At 66.7% G+C, this 18,976-nt stretch carries 17 protein-coding genes and 1 pseudogene; 2 read left to right on the top strand and 16 right to left on the bottom strand.

Translation table 11 applies throughout. The features are described 5' to 3' along the window. Window positions 1-27 precede the first annotated feature (27 nt). The 12 genes from BLT78_RS17305 to BLT78_RS17360 all read right to left on the bottom strand — a co-directional run bounded on the left by BLT78_RS17305 (window position 28) and on the right by BLT78_RS17360 (window position 14,605). On the bottom strand, window positions 28-426 hold the full coding sequence (locus BLT78_RS17305) for a hypothetical protein (protein ID WP_090350914.1): 399 nt from the start codon (window positions 424-426) through the stop codon (window positions 28-30). Window positions 427-504: 78 nt separating this feature from the next. After that, a complete protein-coding gene (locus BLT78_RS17310; protein ID WP_090350916.1) occupies window positions 505-1,617 on the bottom strand; it encodes a PilT/PilU family type 4a pilus ATPase in 1,113 nt (370 codons plus the stop codon). 61 nt (window positions 1,618-1,678) lie between these two features. Continuing rightward, complete coding sequence (locus BLT78_RS17315; protein WP_090350918.1) at window positions 1,679-2,425, bottom strand: lysophospholipid acyltransferase family protein; 747 nt, start codon at window positions 2,423-2,425, stop codon at window positions 1,679-1,681. 7 nt (window positions 2,426-2,432) lie between these two features. After that, window positions 2,433-2,972, bottom strand: coding sequence for a D-glycero-beta-D-manno-heptose 1,7-bisphosphate 7-phosphatase (gene gmhB / locus BLT78_RS17320; protein WP_090350921.1), 540 nt, complete (start codon window positions 2,970-2,972; stop codon window positions 2,433-2,435). Between the two features lie 263 nt (window positions 2,973-3,235). Then, on the bottom strand, window positions 3,236-5,290 hold the full coding sequence (glyS, locus tag BLT78_RS17325; protein ID WP_090350922.1) for a glycine--tRNA ligase subunit beta: 2,055 nt from the start codon (window positions 5,288-5,290) through the stop codon (window positions 3,236-3,238). Then, a complete protein-coding gene (gene glyQ / locus BLT78_RS17330; RefSeq protein WP_090350924.1) occupies window positions 5,287-6,285 on the bottom strand; it encodes a glycine--tRNA ligase subunit alpha in 999 nt (332 codons plus the stop codon). Before glyQ ends, glyS begins: the two co-directional genes overlap by 4 nt. A gap of 355 nt (window positions 6,286-6,640) precedes the next feature. Further along, window positions 6,641-7,267: a hypothetical protein gene (locus BLT78_RS21750; RefSeq protein WP_231975647.1), complete on the bottom strand. Its 627-nt coding sequence runs from the start codon at window positions 7,265-7,267 to the stop codon at window positions 6,641-6,643. 387 nt (window positions 7,268-7,654) lie between these two features. Further along, window positions 7,655-8,605 carry a DUF6708 domain-containing protein gene (locus BLT78_RS17340; RefSeq protein ID WP_090350926.1) on the bottom strand — a complete coding sequence of 317 codons (951 nt, stop codon included), beginning with the start codon at window positions 8,603-8,605 and terminating at the stop codon, window positions 7,655-7,657. Beyond that, complete coding sequence (locus tag BLT78_RS17345; RefSeq protein WP_090350928.1) at window positions 8,602-11,310, bottom strand: toxin VasX; 2,709 nt, start codon at window positions 11,308-11,310, stop codon at window positions 8,602-8,604. Before BLT78_RS17345 ends, BLT78_RS17340 begins: the two co-directional genes overlap by 4 nt. Next, window positions 11,310-11,876 (bottom strand): DUF4123 domain-containing protein, encoded by a 567-nt coding sequence (locus tag BLT78_RS17350; RefSeq protein WP_231975648.1) that lies wholly within the window; start codon window positions 11,874-11,876, stop codon window positions 11,310-11,312. Before BLT78_RS17350 ends, BLT78_RS17345 begins: the two co-directional genes overlap by 1 nt. Next, window positions 11,873-13,927: a type VI secretion system Vgr family protein gene (tssI, locus tag BLT78_RS17355; RefSeq protein WP_090350929.1), complete on the bottom strand. Its 2,055-nt coding sequence runs from the start codon at window positions 13,925-13,927 to the stop codon at window positions 11,873-11,875. The genes BLT78_RS17350 and tssI overlap by 4 nt, the downstream gene beginning before the upstream one ends. Window positions 13,928-14,086: 159 nt before the next feature. Continuing rightward, a complete protein-coding gene (locus BLT78_RS17360) occupies window positions 14,087-14,605 on the bottom strand; it encodes an Hcp family type VI secretion system effector (RefSeq protein ID WP_090350931.1) in 519 nt (172 codons plus the stop codon). Between the two features lie 390 nt (window positions 14,606-14,995). Between BLT78_RS17360 and BLT78_RS17365 the strand changes: the two genes are divergently transcribed. Continuing rightward, window positions 14,996-15,883 (top strand): lysophospholipid acyltransferase, encoded by an 888-nt coding sequence (locus tag BLT78_RS17365; RefSeq protein WP_090350932.1) that lies wholly within the window; start codon window positions 14,996-14,998, stop codon window positions 15,881-15,883. A 74-nt stretch (window positions 15,884-15,957) separates the two neighbouring features. Beyond that, a complete protein-coding gene (locus BLT78_RS17370) occupies window positions 15,958-16,224 on the top strand; it encodes a PilZ domain-containing protein (RefSeq protein ID WP_090350934.1) in 267 nt (88 codons plus the stop codon). 159 nt (window positions 16,225-16,383) lie between these two features. Here the strand turns inward: BLT78_RS17370 and BLT78_RS21990 are convergent, their stop codons facing one another. The 4 genes and pseudogenes from BLT78_RS21990 to BLT78_RS17385 form a co-directional block, all read right to left on the bottom strand. Further along, the gene (locus BLT78_RS21990; RefSeq protein ID WP_408003116.1) at window positions 16,384-17,442 is read right to left on the bottom strand and encodes a methyl-accepting chemotaxis protein; all 1,059 of its coding nucleotides are present in this window, start codon (window positions 17,440-17,442) and stop codon (window positions 16,384-16,386) included. A gap of 72 nt (window positions 17,443-17,514) precedes the next feature. After that, a pseudogene (locus BLT78_RS21995) lies at window positions 17,515-18,039 on the bottom strand (MCP four helix bundle domain-containing protein); the annotation flags it as partial. Window positions 18,040-18,258: 219 nt separating this feature from the next. Next, window positions 18,259-18,612: a YkgJ family cysteine cluster protein gene (locus BLT78_RS17380; protein WP_090350936.1), complete on the bottom strand. Its 354-nt coding sequence runs from the start codon at window positions 18,610-18,612 to the stop codon at window positions 18,259-18,261. A 27-nt stretch (window positions 18,613-18,639) separates the two neighbouring features. After that, window positions 18,640-18,963: a tetratricopeptide repeat protein gene (locus BLT78_RS17385; RefSeq protein ID WP_090350938.1), complete on the bottom strand. Its 324-nt coding sequence runs from the start codon at window positions 18,961-18,963 to the stop codon at window positions 18,640-18,642. Window positions 18,964-18,976 lie beyond the last annotated feature (13 nt).

Consider the following 18,976-nt stretch of genomic DNA (forward strand, 5'->3'; position numbering starts at 1 on the left):
CACGCCGCGGCCAGTCGCGCGCGGCAACTAGCGAGCGTCCGGCGAACGGCGGCGCCGGCTCAGCCAGTAGCCGAAACCGCCGATGGCGCCGATCACGAAGCCCAGCGGGCCGGTGATGAAGAAGCCGAGCAGCGGCCCCTGGTTGGCCTCGGGGGCGAGCAGCAGCGGGCCGAAGAAACCGGCGCAGAAGCCGATGCCGCCGAGCGCCAGGGCGCCGTAAGCCATCGCCACCAGCGGGCTGCGCCCGGGATCGGCGCTGCGGGTCCAGACGAAGCGTCCGGCCAGCACGGCGCACAGCAGCGCCACCAGGCTGGCGACCCACTGGCGCTGCTCCTGCGGCACGAAGGCGAACGGCAGCCAGTAGACGAAGCAGTAGACCGCGGCAACCACCACGAGCAGCAGCAGGATACGGGCGAGGTGGTGCATGGCGGACTCCCGGCGAGAGGTGGAACGGGGCCTGGCCGACCCCGTGTCAGAGCCTAGCCCAGCCGGCGCTCCCCTGCCCTACAGCAGCTCGGCGTCGCGCATCACCTTGAGTTCGGCCTCGTCGGCGTGGAAGCCGCGCGCCAGCTTGCTGCGCAGGGTCAGGTCGGTGCGCGAGTCGGCGTGGCGCAGCGCCTCGTCGAGGCTGATGCGCCCGGCCTGGACCAGGGTGTAGAGGTGCTGGTCGAAGGTCTGCAGGCCGAGTTCCTGGCCGCGGCCGAGGGCGGTCTTGATCTCGTCGAGCTGGTCGCGCTGGATCAGGTCGGCGATGTACGGGGTCTTCAGCAGCAGCTCGACGGCGGCGACGCGCCGCTCCTCGCGGCCCGGCACCAGGCGCTGGCCGACGATCGCCTGCAGGTTGAGCGCCAGGTCGCCGAGCACCTGCGCCCGCGCTTCCTTGGGGAAGAAGTTGCAGATGCGCTCGATGGCCTGGGTGGTGTTGGTGGCGTGCAGAGTGGCCAGGCACAGGTGGCCGGTCTCGCTGTAGCGCAGGGCGTGCTGCATGGTGGCGAGGTCGCGGATCTCGCCGATCATGATCACGTCCGGCGACTCGCGCAGCACGTTGAGCAGCGCCTGCTCGAAGCTGCGGGTGTCCAGGCCGACCTCGCGCTGGTCGATGATCGCGCGCTGGTGGCTGTGGATGAATTCGATCGGGTCCTCGATGCACACGATGTGCCCGCCGCGCGAGCGGTTGCGCAGGTCGAGCATCGACGCCAGGGTGGTCGACTTGCCGGAACCGGCGGCGCCGACCACCAGGATCAGGCCGCGGTCGAGCAGCGCCAGCTCGCTGAGCTTGCTCGGCAGGCCGAGTTCCTCGATGCCGGGGATCTGGCTCCTGATGTGGCGCACCACCATGGCCACGTCGCCGCGCTGGTAGTAGACGTTGACGCGGAAACGCCCGGCGCCGTCGAGGCCGATGGCCAGGTTCATCTCCAGGTCGCGCTCGAACTCGGCGATCTGCTTCTGGTTCATCATCTGGTAGGCCAGCTGCTGCACCGATCCGGGCGGCAGCGGGGTCTTGCCGATCGGCAGGCTCTGGCCCTCGCGCTTGAGCTGCGGCGGCGCGCCGACGCTGAAGAACAGGTCCGAACCGCCCTGCTCGACCATCAGATGCAGGTAGCGAAACACATCCATGCCGTTCACCTCCGCGCGGGAATGTCCGCCCTCCCCCACCGGCGGGAGAGGGCGCGGGTGTTCAGTTTGCCTGCTCGGCGCGTGCCGTGCCGTTGATTCGCTGCATGGTTTCGGCGATCCACGCCTCGGCACGCGCGCTGAGCTCGGCGACCGCGCGCGGACCCTCGCCCTCGGCCTGCAGTGGCTGGCCGATCACCACCTTGATGGTGCCCGGGTATTTGGCCCAGCCGTCGCGCGGCCAGCACTCGCCGGCGTTGTGGGCGATCGGCAGCACCGGCAGGTTGGCGCCGACCGCCAGCGACGCGCCGCTGCGCGAGAACTTGCCCATCTCGCCGGCCGGTACGCGGGTGCCTTCGGGGAACACCAGCAGCCAGAAGCCCTGGCCGAGGCGTTCGTGGCCGATGCTGGCGACCTGCTTGAGCGCCTGCTTGGGGTTGTCGCGGTCGATGGCGATCGGCTTGATCAGCGCCATCGCCCAGCCGAAGAACGGGATGCGCAGCAGCTCGCGCTTGAGCACCAGGGCCAGCGGGGCGAACAGCCCGGTGAGGTAGAAGGTCTCCCAGGTGCTCTGGTGCTTGGCCAGCACCACGCAGGGTTGGGCGGGGATGTTGTCCAGGCCCTCGACCTCGTAGCGGATGCCGAGCACCATGCGGGTCAGCCCCACGGCGAAGCGGCACCAGCTGCGCGCGATCAGCACGTAGCGGGCGTGCAGCGGCAGGAACGGGGCGATCGGCAGGCACAGCAGACACCAGATCACCGCGCTGAGGCCGAGCAGAACATAGAAGACGACGGTACGCAGACCCTGCATGGTCGGTTCAGGCCTCCTCGGCCAGCAGATGGGCGGCCACCGCCGCCAGGTTGTCGAAGACCTTGACGCCGTCCGGCAGGCCCTTGGCCAGGGTGCGCTCACCCTTGCCGCTGCGCACCAGCACCGGCTGGCAGGCCACCGCCCGGGCGGCGGCGAGGTCGCCGGGGCTGTCGCCGACGAACCAGACGCCGTCGAGGGCGACGTCGTAGTGGCGGGCGATCTGCACCAGCAGGCCGGGCAGCGGCTTGCGGCAGGCGCAGCCCTCGTCCGGGCCGTGCGGGCAGTGGACGATCAGGCCGAGCTCGCCGCCCTGTTCCGCCACCAGCTGGCGCAGGCGCGCGTGCATGGCCGCGAGGGTGGCCTCGTCGTAGTAGCCGCGCGCCAGACCGGACTGGTTGGTGGCCACCGCCACGGTCCAGCCGGCGCGGCTCAGGCGGGCGATGGCCTCCACCGAGCCGGGGATCGGAATCCACTCGGCGAGCGACTTGATGTAGGCGTCGGAATCCTCGTTGATGACCCCGTCGCGGTCCAGAATCAGCAGTTTCATAACGGCAGCCCCGAGCTGCGGAGGATGGAGCGGAGCGTAGGGTGGGTCAGGCCGCAGGCCGTAACCCACCAACCGGCCGCCAGGCCGGCGTCGTCCAATGGATGCCTGACGGCATCCTTGGTGGATTACGCCGCGGGGCGGCTAACCCACCCTACGTGACTACGTTCTGGCCCTATGGATAAGATCCGGAAGAAATATCCACAATGCCGACAATCCAGTATCTGTGGATAACGGCCTGGGCCGTTATCCACAGGCACTTGGCCTCAGCCGAGCAGCGAGATGTCCGCCACGCCGAGGAACAGGCCGCGCAGCTGGGCGAGCAGCGCGTAGCGGTTGGCGCGCACGGCGGCGTCTTCGGCGTTGACCAGCACTTCCTCGAAGAAGGCGTCCACCGGCGCGCGCAGCGCGGCCAGGCGTTCCAGCACGGCGCGGTAGTTGCGCGCCGCGGCCAGCGGGGCGACCGCCTCGGCGGCCTGGCTGATCGCCAGGGCCAGGGTCTGCTCGGCGCTCTCGACCAGCAGGGCGCTGGTGACCTGCGCCGGCACCTCGCCTTCGGCCTTGGCCAGCAGATTGGATACCCGCTTGTTGGCGGCGGCCAGGCTGGCGGCCTCGGCCAGCTGGCGGAAGGCCTGCACGGCCTGCACGCGCTGGTCGAAGTCCAGCGGCGCGCTCGGCGCCAGGGCGCGCACCGCCTGGTACACGGCGACCTCGACGCCCTCGTCCTCGTAGCGCGCACGCAGGCGGTCGAACACGAAGTCGAGCACCTGGGCGGCCAGGCCCTCGGCCTTGACCTTGTCGCCGTACTGCTCGACGGCAAAGGCCACCGCGGCGGCCAGATCCAGGTCCAGCTGCTTCTCGATCAGGATCCGCAGCACGCCGAGGGCGGCGCGGCGCAGGGCGTAGGGGTCCTTGGAGCCGGTCGGCAGCATGCCGATGCCGAAGATGCCGACCAGGGTGTCCAGCTTGTCGGCCACCGCCACGGCGGCGCCGGTCAGGGTGGACGGCAGCTCGGCGCCGGCGCCGCGCGGCATGTACTGCTCGTTGAGCGCCAGGGCCACGTCGGCCGGCTCGCCGTCGTGCAGCGCGTAGTAGTAGCCGGCGATGCCCTGCATCTCCGGGAACTCGCCGACCATCTCGCTGGCCAGGTCGCACTTGCAGAGGATGCCGGCACGCGCGGCGCGCTCGGCGTCGCCACCGATGCGCGCGGCGATGAACGCGGCCAGCGCGGACACCCGCTCGGCCTTGTCGAACACGCTGCCCAGCTGGGCCTGGAACACCACGTTGGCCAGGCGCTGGTTGTTGTCTTCGAGGGCGTGCTTCTTGTCCTGCTTGAAGAAGAACTCGGCGTCGGTCAGGCGCGGGCGTACCACCTTCTCGTTGCCTTCGATGATCTGCGTCGGGTCCTTGGACTCGACGTTGGCCACGGTGATGAAGCGCGGCAGCAGCTTGCCGCCTTCGTCGACCAGGCAGAAGTACTTCTGGTTGTCCTGCATGGTGGCGATCAGCGCCTCCTGCGGCACCTCGAGGAAGCGTTCCTCGAACGAGCAGACCAGCGGCACCGGCCACTCGACCAGCGCGGTGACCTCGTCGAGCAGGTCGGCCGGGACGATGGCGCGGCCGTTCTGCGCGCTGGCCAGTTCGGCGACACGGGCGTCGATCAGCGCGCGGCGCTCGGCGAAGTCGGCGAGCACGTAGGCGCTGCGCAGATCCTCGGCGTAGCTGGCCGGGGTGGAGATGCGCACCACGCCGTCGTGGTGGAAGCGGTGGCCGCGCGAGGTGCGGCCGGCTTTGCGGGTGAGGATCTCGCAGTCGATGACGCTGTCACCGAACAGCATCACCAGCCACTGGGTGGGGCGGACGAACTCCTCGCGGCGGGCGGCCCAGCGCATGCGCTTGGGGATCGGCAGCTCGTTCAGCGAAGCCTCGACGATGCCCGGCAGCAGGCCGGCGGCCGGCTGGCCGGGGATGCTCTGCACGAACTTGAGCTTGGGGCCGCTCTTGTCGATCTGCTCGAGGTCGACGCCGCACTTGCGGGCGAAGCCCAGCGCGGCCTGGGTCGGGTTGCCGTCCTTGTCGAAGGCGGCCTGCAGCGGCGGGCCGTCGAGGTTGACGGTGCGGTCCGGCTGCTGGGTGGCCAGCTGCTCGACGTACACCGCCAGGCGGCGCGGCGCGGCGTAGTGGCGCGCGCCGGCGTAGCTCAGGCCGGCGGCCTTGAGGCCCTTCTCGATGCCGGCGAGGAACGCCTCGGCGAGGCTCTTCAGCGCCTTGGGGGGCAGCTCTTCGGTGCCCAGTTCGACCAGAAAATCTTGTGCACTCATTCCGCGGCCTCCTTCTGAACTTTGTTGCCCTGGACTTCGTCCGAAATCAGTCCTGACTCCTTCAGCTTGGCCAGTACTTCGTCACGCAGTTCGGGGGTGGCCATCGGGAAGCCGAGCTTGGCGCGCGCCTGCAGGTAGCTGTGCGCCACCGCGCGGGCCAGGGTGCGCACGCGCAGGATGTACTGCTGGCGCGCGGTCACCGAGATGGCGCGGCGGGCGTCGAGCAGGTTGAAGGTGTGCGAGGCCTTGAGCACCATCTCGTAGGTCGGCAGCGGCAGCTCCAGCTCGATCAGGCGGTTGGCCTCGGCCTCGTAGAAGTCGAACAGCTCGAACAGCTTGTCGACGTTGGCGTGCTCGAAGTTGTAGGTGGACTGCTCCACCTCGTTCTGGTGGAACACGTCGCCGTAGGTCACCTTGCCGAACGGACCGTCGGCCCACACCAGGTCGTACACCGAGTCGACGCCCTGCAGGTACATGGCCAGGCGCTCGAGGCCGTAGGTGATCTCGCCGGTCACCGGGTAGCACTCGATGCCGCCGGCCTGCTGGAAGTAGGTGAACTGGGTGACTTCCATGCCGTTGAGCCAGACTTCCCAGCCCAGGCCCCAGGCGCCGAGGGTCGGCGATTCCCAGTTGTCCTCGACGAAGCGGATGTCGTGGACCAGCGGATCGACGCCGATGGCGCGCAGCGAGCCGAGGTACAGCTCCTGGAAGTTCTCCGGGTTGGGCTTCAGGACCACCTGGAACTGGTAGTAGTGCTGCAGGCGGTTGGGGTTCTCGCCGTAGCGGCCGTCGGTGGGACGGCGGCTGGGCTGCACGTAGGCGGCGTTCCAGGTCTCCGGACCGACGGCGCGCAGGAAGGTGGCGGTGTGGAAGGTGCCGGCGCCCACTTCCATATCGTAGGGCTGCAGCACCACGCAGCCCTGCTCGGCCCAGTAGCTTTGCAGGGCGAGGATCAGGTCCTGGAAGGTGCGCACGGCAGGCGTAGTCTGGCTCACGGAATCACCTGTTCTGAGGCTTGCGTAAAACCGGCGAGTATAACCGATGGCGGTGCTCGTGGAGGTGCGCCGATGCTGGCTGGAGACGAAAGCGGGGGCCGGCCACGAAACTATCCGCAGCCCGCGGAACAGTCATTTGCCGACTACCGGAAGCCGCGCGCTTGCCCTCCCCAGGGGGAGTGCCTCGACTTGGCGGTGATTCTGTCGAGGCCACGCCCTTCTTGATCCTGCTGGTAGACGCGTCGATAGGTGGCTACGTTGGACTCGGTGCTGCCGCGGGGGCCGGCATGTCGGTCGAAGTCCTTACCGGTCCACTCCACGGGCTTGCGCAGGCTGCTGAAGCTGAGCTGGTTCCTCAGACGGTCCTTTGCACGTTTAGCCCGCGTTCACGCTCCAGATCGACCAGTCGACTGGTCGGGCCGTCCGGGCGTAGCCGCTCCTCCACCACCTTGGGCCAACTCTTGCGAGGCCGACGCCTGGCGATGCTGTTGGTGAACTCGTGCACCCAGTTCATCGGATAGAACAGAAGGTTGCCGATCAGCATCGCGGCATCCAGCCCGCTCAGGTAGTTCTTGCCCTGGCTCTCGGCCTTGTCCTTGCGGATCTTTTCCAGGGTGTGCTTGTGCCAGTCGGTGCGCTTGATCCGTGCCGACTGCAGGCGCTTCACGTAGGCATCGGACTCGCTGTGCCGGCCGTCCTTGTCGAACCACGGACCGTTGTTCATGTAGGCGCGGATGTACTCCCAGAGGCTCTTCTGCAGGGACAGCGTCTTGCCCATGGGCAGGCCGAGGCCGACCAGGATCTGCTCCTGCGGATGCTCGAAGCGATGCATCAACACCTCCAGCGAGGCGCAGCGCATGCCCCCCATCTGCGGACCGATGATCATGAACTCGCCGGCTATCGCTTGGATATCGTCCCAAGGAGTGTGGTAGAGCGTACCGCTCTGTTCGAAGTAGACCTCGCGAGTGCGGCGGTTGAACAAGACTGGCAGCGGCAGGGGGCGTAGGGTTTCCCAAGCAAAAGGAATCAGGAACATCGGAATACCCAGAGCTAGCAGCAACGATAAGGCGTACCACTTGCTCCCGAACAACATGACAAGTGAAAGGCCGCCGCACACCATAAGGCCCCCCCCCCTACAGTTCCAGTTATGAGGCCTCTGTCTGAATCACCTCCAGCGTTGAGAGCTAGATAGTTATCTGTATGCTCCTCTACGAGAAACAGGCCCATCGGTATCTCGCCGGTTGTCTGGCCAGAACTCAGCACCTCCATTGGATTCTTTTCAAACTTCGCTCGAGCTTGTTGTAGCAGTTGGTTGAAACTCATATCCAAGCGGCTTCCTTGAGAATTGCCAACGAAAAGCCAAGCCGGTTCAGGCGGCTTCCTGCCGTTCCAGATCGATCAGCCGGCTGGTCGGGCCGTCCGGGCGCAGCCGCTCCTGCACCACCTTCGGCCAACCCTTCCGAGGGCGACGCCTGGCGACGCTGTTGGTGAACTCATGAACCCAGTTCATCGGATAGAACAGAAGGTTGCCGATCAGCATCGCGGCATCCAGCCCGCTCAGGTAGTTCTTGCCCTGATTCTCGGCCTTGTCCTTGCGGATCTTTTCCAAGGTGTGCTTGTGCCAGTCGGTGCGTTTGATCCGTGCCGATTGCAGGCTCTTCATGTAGGCATCGGACTCGCTGTGCCGGCCGTCCTTGTCGAACCACGGACCGTTGTTCATGTAGGCGCGGATGTACTCCCAGAGGCTCTTCTGCAGGGACAGCGTCTTGCCCATGGGCAGCCCGAGGCTGACCAGAATCTGCTCCTGCGGATGCTCGAAGCGATGCATCAGCACCTCCAGCGAGGCGCAGCGCATGCCCCCCATCTGCGGGCCGACCATCATGAATTCGCCGGCTATCGCGCGGATATCGTCCCAAGGGGTGTGATAAAGCGTGCCGCTCTGTTCGAAGTACACTTCTCGAGTGCGACGATTAAACAAGATTGGCAGCGGCATGGGGCGTAGTGTCTCCCAAAGGAACGGAGGTACCGAAAAAAGAAGGACAAACATCAGACCGGTCAGTGCGGACGTCCAATCCTGATCCAAGGCAAAAAGTACAACAAAGACCATAAGTCCTAATGCACCGAAGCCTACCAATGCTCCAGTAACCAAGCCCCTGTCACTGTCTCCCCCAACATTAAGTGTAAGGAAGTCTAAGGTGTGTTCCTCCACGAGAAATAAATCCATCGGCACTTCGCCCGTTGGCTGACCGGCGCTCAACACCTTCACGGGATTGTTTCCAAACTTCGCACGAGCTTGTTGCAGCAGTTGGCTGAAACTCATATCCAAGCGATTTCCTTGATGGTTATGGGCGGCAACGCCAGGCCCGGAACCGGATAGTAAGTAAGTTTGCCGCTGATCTGGTTAAGTTCCTGCCCGTTTTCCTCGTGATACACGCGCCGGAAAGTAGCGACACCGATCTCCGCCTGCACGCGGGTGCCGCTATGACGATCGAAATCCTTGCCGGCCCACTCCACAGCCTTTTTCCGGCTGCCAAAGCCCAAAATACCGCCCCAGACTTCCTCGCCCTTGAAGTGGATCATTTCATTGGTGAGAGACATCTGGCCCGGCAGGCGCAGGATCAGGTAGGTGGTTTCCACCATGCCGGTGTATGGGTTGAGTTCATTGAGGCGGTAGGCGTCGAAGCTGACCGGGAAGACCACCTTGTAGAACTCCAGCATGCTCTTCGTATAGCTGTTGGCCCAATCCGCCGGATGGGTGCCAAAGCGCGTGCCTTTTACCCAGGCCTCCAACGGCGTGTCTTTGGTATAGAGCCGCATGAAGACGCCAGCGAAGATGGTCAGCGCCAGCCCCAGCGCCTTGGGCGCCAGATGGGGCATTACGCCGAGTCCCCTTGCCATTGCAGCAGCTTCACCGGCCAGTACTGCGGCCCGAGCGGCACGGTAGGCCCGGAAGGCCTGTACCATCAGCGTCAGATTGGCGGCGGAGGCAACAGTGAGTCCGGCGTTGATTGCAGCGGTATCCAGATCCCCGGCGCGGTAGGCCTCCAAGACTTCCATGCCGTAGACCACGGTATCCAGACCGGAAACGATGCCCTGCAAGGCAAAGGTGCCGGCTCCCAATCCCAGTGCATTGGCCAAGGTTGCCTGGGCGGAAACTGACATGCTCCCCGTCGCTTTAACGGCAGCGTCCCAATTCAGTTCGACAACCTTCTGGAGAGTAGCGCTACCGGCGGATAGCACCCCAAACCCACTACTTGCAGCGTTGAATAGCCCTTTGACCGAAGCAGCATCGTAGAGCTGCTTACCACCCACCGTCAGATTCCACCCCGCCATCATCACCAGCAAACACTTGAGCGGAGCTCGACTCACAGCCTCCTTGCCCATGCTAAGAAGATCGCCCGGATGGGTAGCGGCCAGTTGCGGGTCCAGTGGCAGCAACTTGGCTGTCGCCTGTACCGTTTGAGCCGGCACCAGATGGAAGAATGGCAGGGCCTCCTTCACCGCCCCTGCCAGAGGCGTGAGTTTGAACTTGCTCGGTAGTTGGGACCGCGTCCCCATCTGCTCGCTGAGCCATTCACCGATCTGGCGGGGGTCGGCGGCATGCACGGCGAGGCGTTGGCCGCTACGCGCCAGGGATGCCGCCATGAAGGCCTTGGCCGCGGCATTCAGCGGCTGCTCAGCGTTGGCGTTATGCAGGTGCACACCCGCTACCGGAGATAGTGCGATGAACAAGGCCTCCGAGGCGTCGGCCAGTCTTCGTTGAGCGAACTTGTTGGCGGCCAGGTTGATCATCGCCGTGAGCGCCAGCGCACGCCCCATCTGAGCGCCGGATTTGGCCGTGGCGCCGAGGTTGTCGTTCAGGTTGTCGCCGCTATCGAGCAGCGTTTTGAGCTCGGGCACGCTCGCGCGCTCGTACAGCCCCAGCAGGGCCCAGAGCAACCAGGGCCTGGCATCGCCAAGGCTCGAGTAATCGAGCGCCCTGGTCAGGGATTTGACCCCGAGGGAGGTCTCCGCCGGGCCCAGGCAGCCAGCGGCAAAATTCGCCTCCAGCAACGCGCGTGCTTCCGGTTGAGTGATATCGAAGTGGCCGCAGGCGGTCTCGAGACTCGCTGGCGTTTTCTGGCCGAGTGTCTCGAACCAGCCGACCCAGAGTGTGGCGAGGCGACGCATGTCGTTCGCGTAGGCGGCCTCTTCGTCCTGCTGTTGTTTCCATGCCGCCTGAAGCCTGTCGAAGCGCGTCATGCTCGGCATGTTCTGACGAAGCTGGTTGTCGCTGTCGCTCAACTGCTTCAGTACGTCGGCGATGGCCCATTCTTCGGAGTGTTTGGTGCGAAACGCGTCGAAGCCTGCCTTGCGCCGGCGCAGCAAGGCGGCCAGGTCCAGCAGCACGCCCCATGCATCGTCGACCACCGCGTAGGCCTGTTGTTCGCAACGGCCCATGTCATTCAGCGTCCGCGCCCAGTCTGGCAGTCCGGGTGACGCCTCGCAGCTCCACCCGAAGCCCTGGGGCGAGAGATAGTCGCCCTGCGCAGGTCGGATCCCGTCAGGCTTGCCGCTGAACGGAGCGACACCCGGCGTCAAGGTCCGCATGATTCGCTGGCGTACCTTGGCGTTGGTCTTGGCTGCATGGAACTGCGCATCGCTCCATTGCGCGGGCGACCAGACCAGGCCCAGCGCAGCGCCAGCGGGTACCAGCAGATAGGGCCGGGCACTGGCATCGATGACCTTTCCGCCTCGAGACGTTTCCGTGAGCCGAGCAGTGCTGACCTTGTATTCGAGCAGACGCTTCTGACCGGCCTGCCAGACATAAAGCCAGCCATCCCTGAGCAACCTTGCCGTGTAGTTCAGGGGCTGCCCCTGTCCATCGTCATACGCCTCCCCCAGTGGTGGAAAGTTTCCCGTCAGTGCGGGTAACTCAAAGGCGGAGGTATCGATGGCCGGTGTCGTGCCGATGGCATAGCGCATGGGCCAGACGGCGCTCAACAACGGGCATGCCGCAGGTTTGAAGTTGGCAGGAGCCGCCATCAGTCCACCTCCTGTGGATCAGTCGCCGACAACGTCTGAAGCAGCGGCCAGTCCAGAGCGACCTGGGCGTCCAGAGGGTTGTCGGTAGGTCGGGTACAGTCACGTTCGGGTGAGGGGTTGTTCCATGCGCAATGAACGGCCCCCGCGTGGTGCAGCCAGACGCTGTCAACGCCGTACCAGAAGCCGTCCGGCCATTGCTGATGCGCTTTCCAGGCCTGGCGCAGCGGCTCAGCCATGCCCAGGCGCAGCCAGAATTCGCGCCTGTCCGGGGCAAGCACGCGCAGGCGCCGCTGCAAAGCGGTGAAAAGTGTCTGGATCGGAACCCGGTTCTCCAACCAAACAGCATCCGCCATTTCGTTCGTGCCGGCCTGCCAGTGTCGATGGATGGGGCTGCCAATCGACGCCCCAATAAGAATGGGGCCCGCTTCGGCAATGGGGTCGTAGTCAGTGCCGCGGAGCAACGGCAGCGGAGTGACGTCGGTGTACTGGCGATAAATCCATTGCACGGCGTCATCGAAAGCGGCTCCATCCATGAGCAAGGCGCCGGAAAACTTGCGTCCGTTCATTTGCGCTCTCCTTGCGCCTTGGCCGCTTCACACACCTCACAAACCCCCGACTTGCTCTGACGGAAAACCAGGAGCTGCTTCACCAGCGCCTCAAGGGGCAGGCCCGGTTTGTCCGTATCCGCCTGCTGCAGCGGCCCTGGCAGCAATGGTGCCGCCGATGTCCCCGTGCCGGGGCTGCCGCCGCTGTTGATCCTCACCGTGGCGCCGCTGAGGGTCACTCCGCTGCCGTCCAGTTTGACGAAGCTGCCCCCTGCCTTGAAGGTCAGCTCGCTGCCGGCCTCCAGCACCACCTTGAGGCCGCTGGACAGGTGGATTTCCTGCCCAGCCTCGACGAACTGGCCGCTGCCCAGCTTCACGTGCTGGCTGGCGCCGATGGTCAGGTGATCGTTGGCGCGTACTTCGCTCTTGCGATCAAGCTGGGTGGTGCGGTGTTCCTCGGCCTTGAACTCGCTATAGCTATTGGCCTCGACGGTGTCGTGGCGTTCATGGCCGATGCGGAGCTTCTGGTCGTGCTCGATGTTCTGGTCCCAGTCGCGCTGGGCGTGGAGGTAGATCTGCTCCTGGCCCTGGCGGTCCTCGATGCGCAGTTCGTTGTAGCCGCCACCGCCGGGGGTGCTCAGGGTCTTGAATACGCTGCGGGTCTTGTTGGCCGGCAGGTCGTAGGGGACCACGTGCTCCTTGTGATACAGGCAGCCGGTGACCAGCGGCTGGTCGGGGTCGCCTTCGAGGAAGCTGACCAGCACTTCCATGCCGACCCGCGGGATGGCGATGCCGCCGTAGCGGTCGCCGGCCCAGCTGCTGGAGACGCGCAGCCAGCAACTGGTGGCGTCGTCGGCCTGGCCTTCGCGGTCCCAGTGGAACTGCACCTTCACGCGGCCGTACTGGTCGCAGTGGATCTCCTCGCCCTTGGGGCCGGTGACCACGGCGCTCTGGCTGCCGAGCAGGCGTGGCTTGGCATGGGCCAGCGGCGGGCGGTAAGGGCTGTCCCAGGGCGTGGCCAGGAAGCGGTTGCGGTAGCCCTGCTGGAAACCGTCGCCGGTCGCCACGTCGCTGGTGATCGATTCCTCCAGCACCTGCGGCTGCTTGCCTTCGTGGTGCAGCTCGGTGAGCAGCCACAGCTGGTTCCAGTCGGCGCGCGGATGCTCGCCGAGTTCGAGGAAGTGGCCGCTGCGCAGCAACGGCTGGTCGCTGGCGCCCTCGGCCAGCTGGTGGTCGGCACGCTGGCGTTCCAGGGCGCGGCGAGCCAGGTGCCGGCCGCGGGTGCGGTCGGTGAAGCGGCCGGGGTAGTCGTAGTCTTCCAGATCCGGTTCGAACTCGCTGGCGAAGGCGCTCTCCAGTTGCAGGCGCGGCTGTTCGAAGTCGTAGTCGCGGCGGGTGACCCTGCTGGTGCGGGTTTCCAGGCGCACGCCGAAGCGCTTGGCCACCGGGGTGTCGGCGACCAGGCCGGAGTCCTGCTGGTAGCTCACTGGCGCCAGCCTGGGAAACACGGTCTGGTCGTCGCCGAACACCAGCAGGTGGCCGTCCGGAGTGTGGCGGAAGTGGTAGTGGATTCCTTCCTCCTCGCACAGACGCTGCACGAAGTGCAGGTCGGACTCGGCGTACTGCACGCAGTAGTCGCGCTGGGGGTAGAGGGTCGGGCCGAGCTGGAAGCGATAGCCGTCGCCGGCGAGGATGCCGTGCTCCTCCAGCACCCGGGCGACGATCTGCGGCACCGTGAGGTGCTGGAAGATGCGCTGGTTGACCCGCTGGGCCAGATAGGCGAGGCGCGGCACGAGGCTCAGCCGGTAGCGGGTCAGGCGCTGGCCGGAGTCGCCCTGGGCGATGTGGTGGATCAGACCGTGCACACCGGCACCGTCCGGAGCGAAGGCGAGGAAGGCCGGGCGGTTGAGCAGGGCTTCGAGATCGAGGTCGGCGCGCTCGCTGACCAGTTCCAGGTCGAAGCGCCAGGGCTGGCTGATGGCTTCGCGGCCGTGAAACTCGAGGACCTGCAGGTCGTCGTTGAGGCCGTCGATGTGCAAGGTGAAATGGGCGGCGTTGGCCGGAGCGAACATCCGTTGTTCCTCGTCGGTCTTCCATGAACGGGGCGTTGTTTTACGTCATCTGCCCGGGTGTGGACAGGAAGCGCTCGGCATTTCGGGCCAGTCGCGGCCCGCAAACGGCATCGGCCAGAGAGCCTGGCCGATGCGTGGACTGCGAGGGGCGAGCCGCGATTAGGCGGAGATCGGCGCGCGCCAGTCGTCGGAGCCGGAGGTGCCGGAAACCTCGTGGGTCCAGACGATCTTGCGGTAGGTGAAGTAGACGTCCTCCAGGTGGGTGAAGTGCGCCATGTTCGGGTCCTGGCAGTTGGGCATGCGCGACTGAACGTCGACGATGATGGCGTCATGCAGTTCGATGGTGAAGTAGTGCTCTTGGGTGCCGGTGGCCGAGGTGCGGTACCACTCCAGGCGGCACTTGCTCAGGCGCTCGCCGGAGGTCAGGGCGTTGAAGATCAGCGGCGAGGACTTGTCGAACACCTTGGTGATCATCAGCGGCTTGTGCACGCGCTGGCCGGTGGGCTGGCCGGACTGCGGGTCACGCGGGATGATGACCTGGTGCTGGAATGCCTCGACGAGGATCTGGTCCTCATGACCTTCCTGGTAGATGTTGCCGACCGAGTCCTCGGTGAAGGTGCCTGCGGTGATCAGGCCCTGTTTGGTGCCTTCGATGGACAGGTACGCGGGGGTTGGCATGGGTGCTCTCCTTTGCCTGGGTCATGGACCGGAGCGGTCCGGTAGTCCGGGTGATAGCAAGCACCATGCCAGACGAATTTATTCTTTTAAAAACAATGAGTTGTGCTTAATTTTCGGGACCTGTCGTGGCGCGGTGTGGTCTGCATCACCAAAGTCTGCGCAAGATCCTGCGCAGCGCCGTGCAGGAAGTTGCGCAGGCTGCCCGAGGCCAGGCGGGGCCTGGGCTGGCGCGGCTTTCCCGCGGCCGGCGCCGGCGCCGCTGGGCAAGGAGTTGCGCAGTCGCTGGCCCGCCTGTCGGCGGCGGGCCGATCAGGTGCAGCGGGCTGAAGTGGCGTGCTTTGCTGCCCCGAAGGGTACAATGGTCGCCCTGTCCAATCACGGGAGAATCCTGTGGAGAAGATCAAAGGCGCCCTGGTGGTGGGTGCGCTGCGCCTGGTCGCCGCCCTGCCCTGGCCGGCCGTGCAACGTCTCGGCGCGGCGATCGGCTGGCTGCTGTGGAAGCTGCCCAACCGCTCGCGCGAGGTGGTGCGCATCAACCAGGCCAAGTGCTTTCCCGAGCTGAATGCAGCCGAGCGCGAGGCGCTGCTCGGGCGTACCCTGCGCGACATCGGCAAGACCTTCGCCGAGAGCGCCTGCGCGTGGATCTGGCCGCCGCGCAGGTCGCTGGCGCTGGTCCGGGAGGTCGAGGGCCTCGAGGTGCTGCAGGCGGCGCTGGCCAGCGGCAAGGGTGTGGTCGGCATCACCAGCCACCTGGGCAACTGGGAGGTGCTCAACCACTTCTACTGCGACCAGTGCAAGCCGATCATCTTCTACCGCCCGCCCAAACAGAAGGCGGTCGACGAGCTGCTGCAGCAGCAGCGCGTGCAGATGGGCAACCGCGTGGCGCCGTCGACCAAGGAAGGCATCCTCAGCGTGATCAAGGAGGTGCGCCGCGGCGGCGCGGTGGGCATCCCCGCCGACCCGGAGCCGAGCGAGGGCAGCGGCCTGTTCGTGCCGTTCTTCGCCGTGCAGGCGCTGACCAGTAAGTTCGTCCCCGGCATGCTCGCCGGCCACAAGGCCGAGGGGGTGTTCCTGCATGCCATCCGTCTGGAGGACGGCAGCGGCTTCAAGGTGATCATCGAGGCGGCGCCGGAGGACATGTACAGCACCGATCCGGCGGTCGGGGTGGCGGCGATGAGTCGGGTGATCGAGGGTTACGTGCGGCGCTGGCCGAGCCAGTACATGTGGAGCATGAAGCGCTTCAAGAAGCGCCCGGAGGGCGAGCGGCGCTGGTACTGAAGCCGCTCAGGCTTGTCGTGCTGGCATATGGCCGGTAGCGTCTGACCTCCTCCGCAGACAGGACGATCCCGAACATGGAAAACCGTCGCGTGCATGTGCGCACACCGATGCAGGTTCCGCTGTGCATCGAGCATCCGCAGCTCGGCAGGTTGCAGGTCACCACCCGCGACATCTCCGATGGCGGGGTGTTCGTGCTGATCGACGAGCCCCATGGCTTCATGCAGCCCGGCGAGCTGGTCTGTGGTCAGGTCCAGGGGCTGCCGGGAGAGGCTCCGCTGGTGCGCATGCGTGTGCTGCGTTGCGAGAGCGGCGGCGTGGCGCTGGCTTTCGTCGGCGACTGAAGTCGCGCTCGGGCTGCCGGGCGGGCGCTGGCCAGCGCCGGCGGCCCGGGTGTCACGCGGCAATCCGCAACACCGCGGCTCCGTTCCGAGGGGCAGCGGCGTTGCTGCTGCAGCGCACGGTGCGACAGCCGGGGCGGCTCGGGTCCGCCCCGCTACGCTTCAGAAGGCCAGGCTCGGCACGCGGGCGGCGGGCGCTGCCGGCAGCGCCGCAGTATCCGGGATGGGCGGGGCGCCGGCGTGGCTGTCGAGGCGGAACACCGCCATCGCCGCAGCCAGCGCCTCGGCCTGCTGCTGCAGGCTGTGCGCCGCCTGGGCGCTGTCGGTGACCAGCTGGCGGTTGATCTGGGTGGTGCGGTCCATGTCCACCACCGCGCGGCTGACCTGCTCGACTGCCATGCTCTGTTCGCGGCTGGCGGTGCTGATCTCGCTCATGATCTGCGAGACGCGGGCGATGGCGGTGACGATCTCCGCGGTGGTGTGCCCGGCGTCGTCGACCAGTCCGGCGCCGCGCTCGACGCTCTGCAGGGTTTCGCCGATCAGCGCCTTGATGTCCTTGGCGGCCTCTGCGCTGCGCTGGGCCAGATGGCGTACCTCGTTGGCCACCACGGCGAAGCCGCGGCCCTCCTCGCCGGCCCGTGCCGCCTCGACCGAGGCGTTGAGGGCGAGGATGTTGGTCTGGAAGGCGATCCCGTCGATGATCGTCACGATGTCGGCGACCTGCCGCGAGCGGCTGTTGATGTCGCCCATGGTCGTCACCACCGCCTGCATCAGCTCGCCGCCGCGGCTGGCCACGCTGGCGGCCGAGGCGGCCAGCTGGTCGGCCTGGCGGGCGTTGTCGGCATTCAGGTGCACGGTGGCGCCGAGTTCTTCCATGGCGGCGGCGGTGGCGGTCAGCGCGCTGACCTGCTGCTCGGAGCGTTCGCTCAGCTCGTCGCCATGCCGGGAGATCTGCGTGCTGCCGACCGACACCGCGTCGGCCGCCTGGCGCACCCGCGCCACGGTGTCCTGCAACTGGGCGGCCATCGCCAGCAGGGCGGCCAGGATGCTGTCGGTGTGCCCGCGGGGCTGGCCGCCGACGGCCAGTTCGCCGCGGCCGATGGCGGCAGCCAGTTCGCGCACCTCGTCCGGTTCGGCACCCAGCTGGGCCAGCAAGCGCCGGGTGATCAGGACGGCCAGCAGCACGCCGCAGAGCAGGGCGGCGCTGCAGAGCACGATCATCAGCCAGGAGAAGCTGTAGGCGATCGCGGTGGCCGTCTGCGAGTCGCGGCGGATCTCGCCTTCCTGCAGGTCGATGAAGGCGTTGATGCTGGCCAGCCAGTCGCTGAAGGCCGGTGCGGCCTGTTCGAGCAGCAGGGTGCGGGCCTCGTCCGGCCGGCCGTTGCGCTCGGCGGCGATCACCGCATTGGCCAGCGGCAGGGTGCGCTGCTCGACCTCGCGGATCGCCGCGGCCAGTTCGCGCTCCTTCTGCTGGACCCCGCTGCTCTTCTGCAGCAGGCCGTCGAGCACGCGTTGCGCCTCGGCATAGCGATCGGCCAGGCGCTGGATCTCGGCGAGGGCGGCCTGCTGCTCGACGGCCGAGCGGGCCAGCACCACGTCACGCAGGGCGATGGCGCGGTCGTGCACGCTGCCGCGGAAGTTGATCGCCTGCCGCTGTTTGACGCTGTGCGCCTCGTTGATGGCGACCAGGCTGTTCCTGATCACCCCCACGCGATTCACGCCGATCAAGGTGAGCACCACCATCATCGCCAGAATGACGGCGAAACCGAGGGCCAGGCGCTGGCCGATGCTGAGTCTTCTGCTGGTGGAGGCCGGCATTGTGGTGATCCGCTATGACAGGTTTAAGTTGTACAGATTTAACTGTTTATACAATATTTTGTACAACTTTTTGTGAGCGCAGGGTAAGGGCCGGGCAAAACCACAGCCGCCACGGCCGGTCAGGTCCGTGGCGGCTGGAGCGCGGTGTGGCGCTGATGTCGTGGCGGGGCGGCGTCGGGCGCCGAAGCAGGTGGCCCCGCAGGGCGAGCCGTGCGGGTACTAGACCAGCACCTGGCGGGTGCTGGCGATCAGCTCGTGCACCTGCTGCTCGACCTGCGCGCTGGCGGGCGTTGCCGGCCCGCGGCCGCGCGGGCAGGGCAGGCTCGGCGTGGTGCCGAACAGGCGGCAGATCAGCGGGCGTTCGTCGTACACCTCGCAGCCCTGCGGACCGAGGTGCACGCAGTTCCACTCGGCCAGCGCCGCGTCATGCTCTGCGGCACTCTTCACCGGCAGGCGCGACATCTCCTCGGAGGAGGCGGTGACCGGCCCGCAGCAGTCGTGGCAGCCCGGCTCGCAGGCGAAGCCGGGGATCTGCCGGCGCAGGCGGTCGATCCTGCGGCTGGTGCAGTTCATCGGGCGGCCTCCGCGGCATTGCCGGGACTAGCCGGCACGCGGCTTGTCCAGCTTTTTCAGGAACACCGTCATCTCCTTCTCCGCCTGCTTGTCGCCGCGGCGGCGGGCGGCCTCCAGGCCCTGCTGCCAGGCGGCGCGCGCCGCGTCCGTGGCGCCGAGCGCCGCATGGGCCTTGCCCAGCAGCTTCCAGGCCGCCGAATAGTCGGGGTCGAGTTCCACGCAGCGCGCGAGGTGCAGCGCCGCCTGTGCGGCGTCGCCGGCGTCGAGGTGGGCGTTGCCCAGGCCGAAGCGCAGCAGGGCGTTGTCGCGGCCGGCGGCCAGCATCCTTTCCAGTGCGGCGATGGTGGTCATGGGCATTCCCCTG

The organism is Pseudomonas oryzae (assembly GCF_900104805.1).
Taxonomy (GTDB): Bacteria; Pseudomonadota; Gammaproteobacteria; order Pseudomonadales; family Pseudomonadaceae; genus Geopseudomonas; species Geopseudomonas oryzae.

What these genes read in the sequence shown, in the direction of transcription:
- BLT78_RS17305 (WP_090350914.1), bottom strand. Translation starts at nt 426, where the DNA reads ATGCACCACCTCGCCCGTATCCTGCTGCTGCTCGTGGTGGTTGCCGCG.
- BLT78_RS17310 (WP_090350916.1), bottom strand. Translation starts at nt 1,617, where the DNA reads ATGGATGTGTTTCGCTACCTGCATCTGATGGTCGAGCAGGGCGGTTCG.
- BLT78_RS17315 (WP_090350918.1), bottom strand. Translation starts at nt 2,425, where the DNA reads ATGCAGGGTCTGCGTACCGTCGTCTTCTATGTTCTGCTCGGCCTCAGC.
- gmhB (WP_090350921.1), bottom strand. Translation starts at nt 2,972, where the DNA reads ATGAAACTGCTGATTCTGGACCGCGACGGGGTCATCAACGAGGATTCC.
- glyS (WP_090350922.1), bottom strand. Translation starts at nt 5,290, where the DNA reads ATGAGTGCACAAGATTTTCTGGTCGAACTGGGCACCGAAGAGCTGCCC.
- BLT78_RS17340 (WP_090350926.1), bottom strand. Translation starts at nt 8,605, where the DNA reads ATGAGTTTCAGCCAACTGCTGCAACAAGCTCGTGCGAAGTTTGGAAAC.
- BLT78_RS17345 (WP_090350928.1), bottom strand. Translation starts at nt 11,310, where the DNA reads ATGGCGGCTCCTGCCAACTTCAAACCTGCGGCATGCCCGTTGTTGAGC.
- BLT78_RS17350 (WP_231975648.1), bottom strand. Translation starts at nt 11,876, where the DNA reads ATGAACGGACGCAAGTTTTCCGGCGCCTTGCTCATGGATGGAGCCGCT.
- tssI (WP_090350929.1), bottom strand. Translation starts at nt 13,927, where the DNA reads ATGTTCGCTCCGGCCAACGCCGCCCATTTCACCTTGCACATCGACGGC.
- BLT78_RS17360 (WP_090350931.1), bottom strand. Translation starts at nt 14,605, where the DNA reads ATGCCAACCCCCGCGTACCTGTCCATCGAAGGCACCAAACAGGGCCTG.
- BLT78_RS17370 (WP_090350934.1), top strand. Translation starts at nt 15,958, where the DNA reads ATGGAAAACCGTCGCGTGCATGTGCGCACACCGATGCAGGTTCCGCTG.
- BLT78_RS21990 (WP_408003116.1), bottom strand. Translation starts at nt 17,442, where the DNA reads ATGATCGTGCTCTGCAGCGCCGCCCTGCTCTGCGGCGTGCTGCTGGCC.
- BLT78_RS17380 (WP_090350936.1), bottom strand. Translation starts at nt 18,612, where the DNA reads ATGAACTGCACCAGCCGCAGGATCGACCGCCTGCGCCGGCAGATCCCC.
- BLT78_RS17385 (WP_090350938.1), bottom strand. Translation starts at nt 18,963, where the DNA reads ATGACCACCATCGCCGCACTGGAAAGGATGCTGGCCGCCGGCCGCGAC.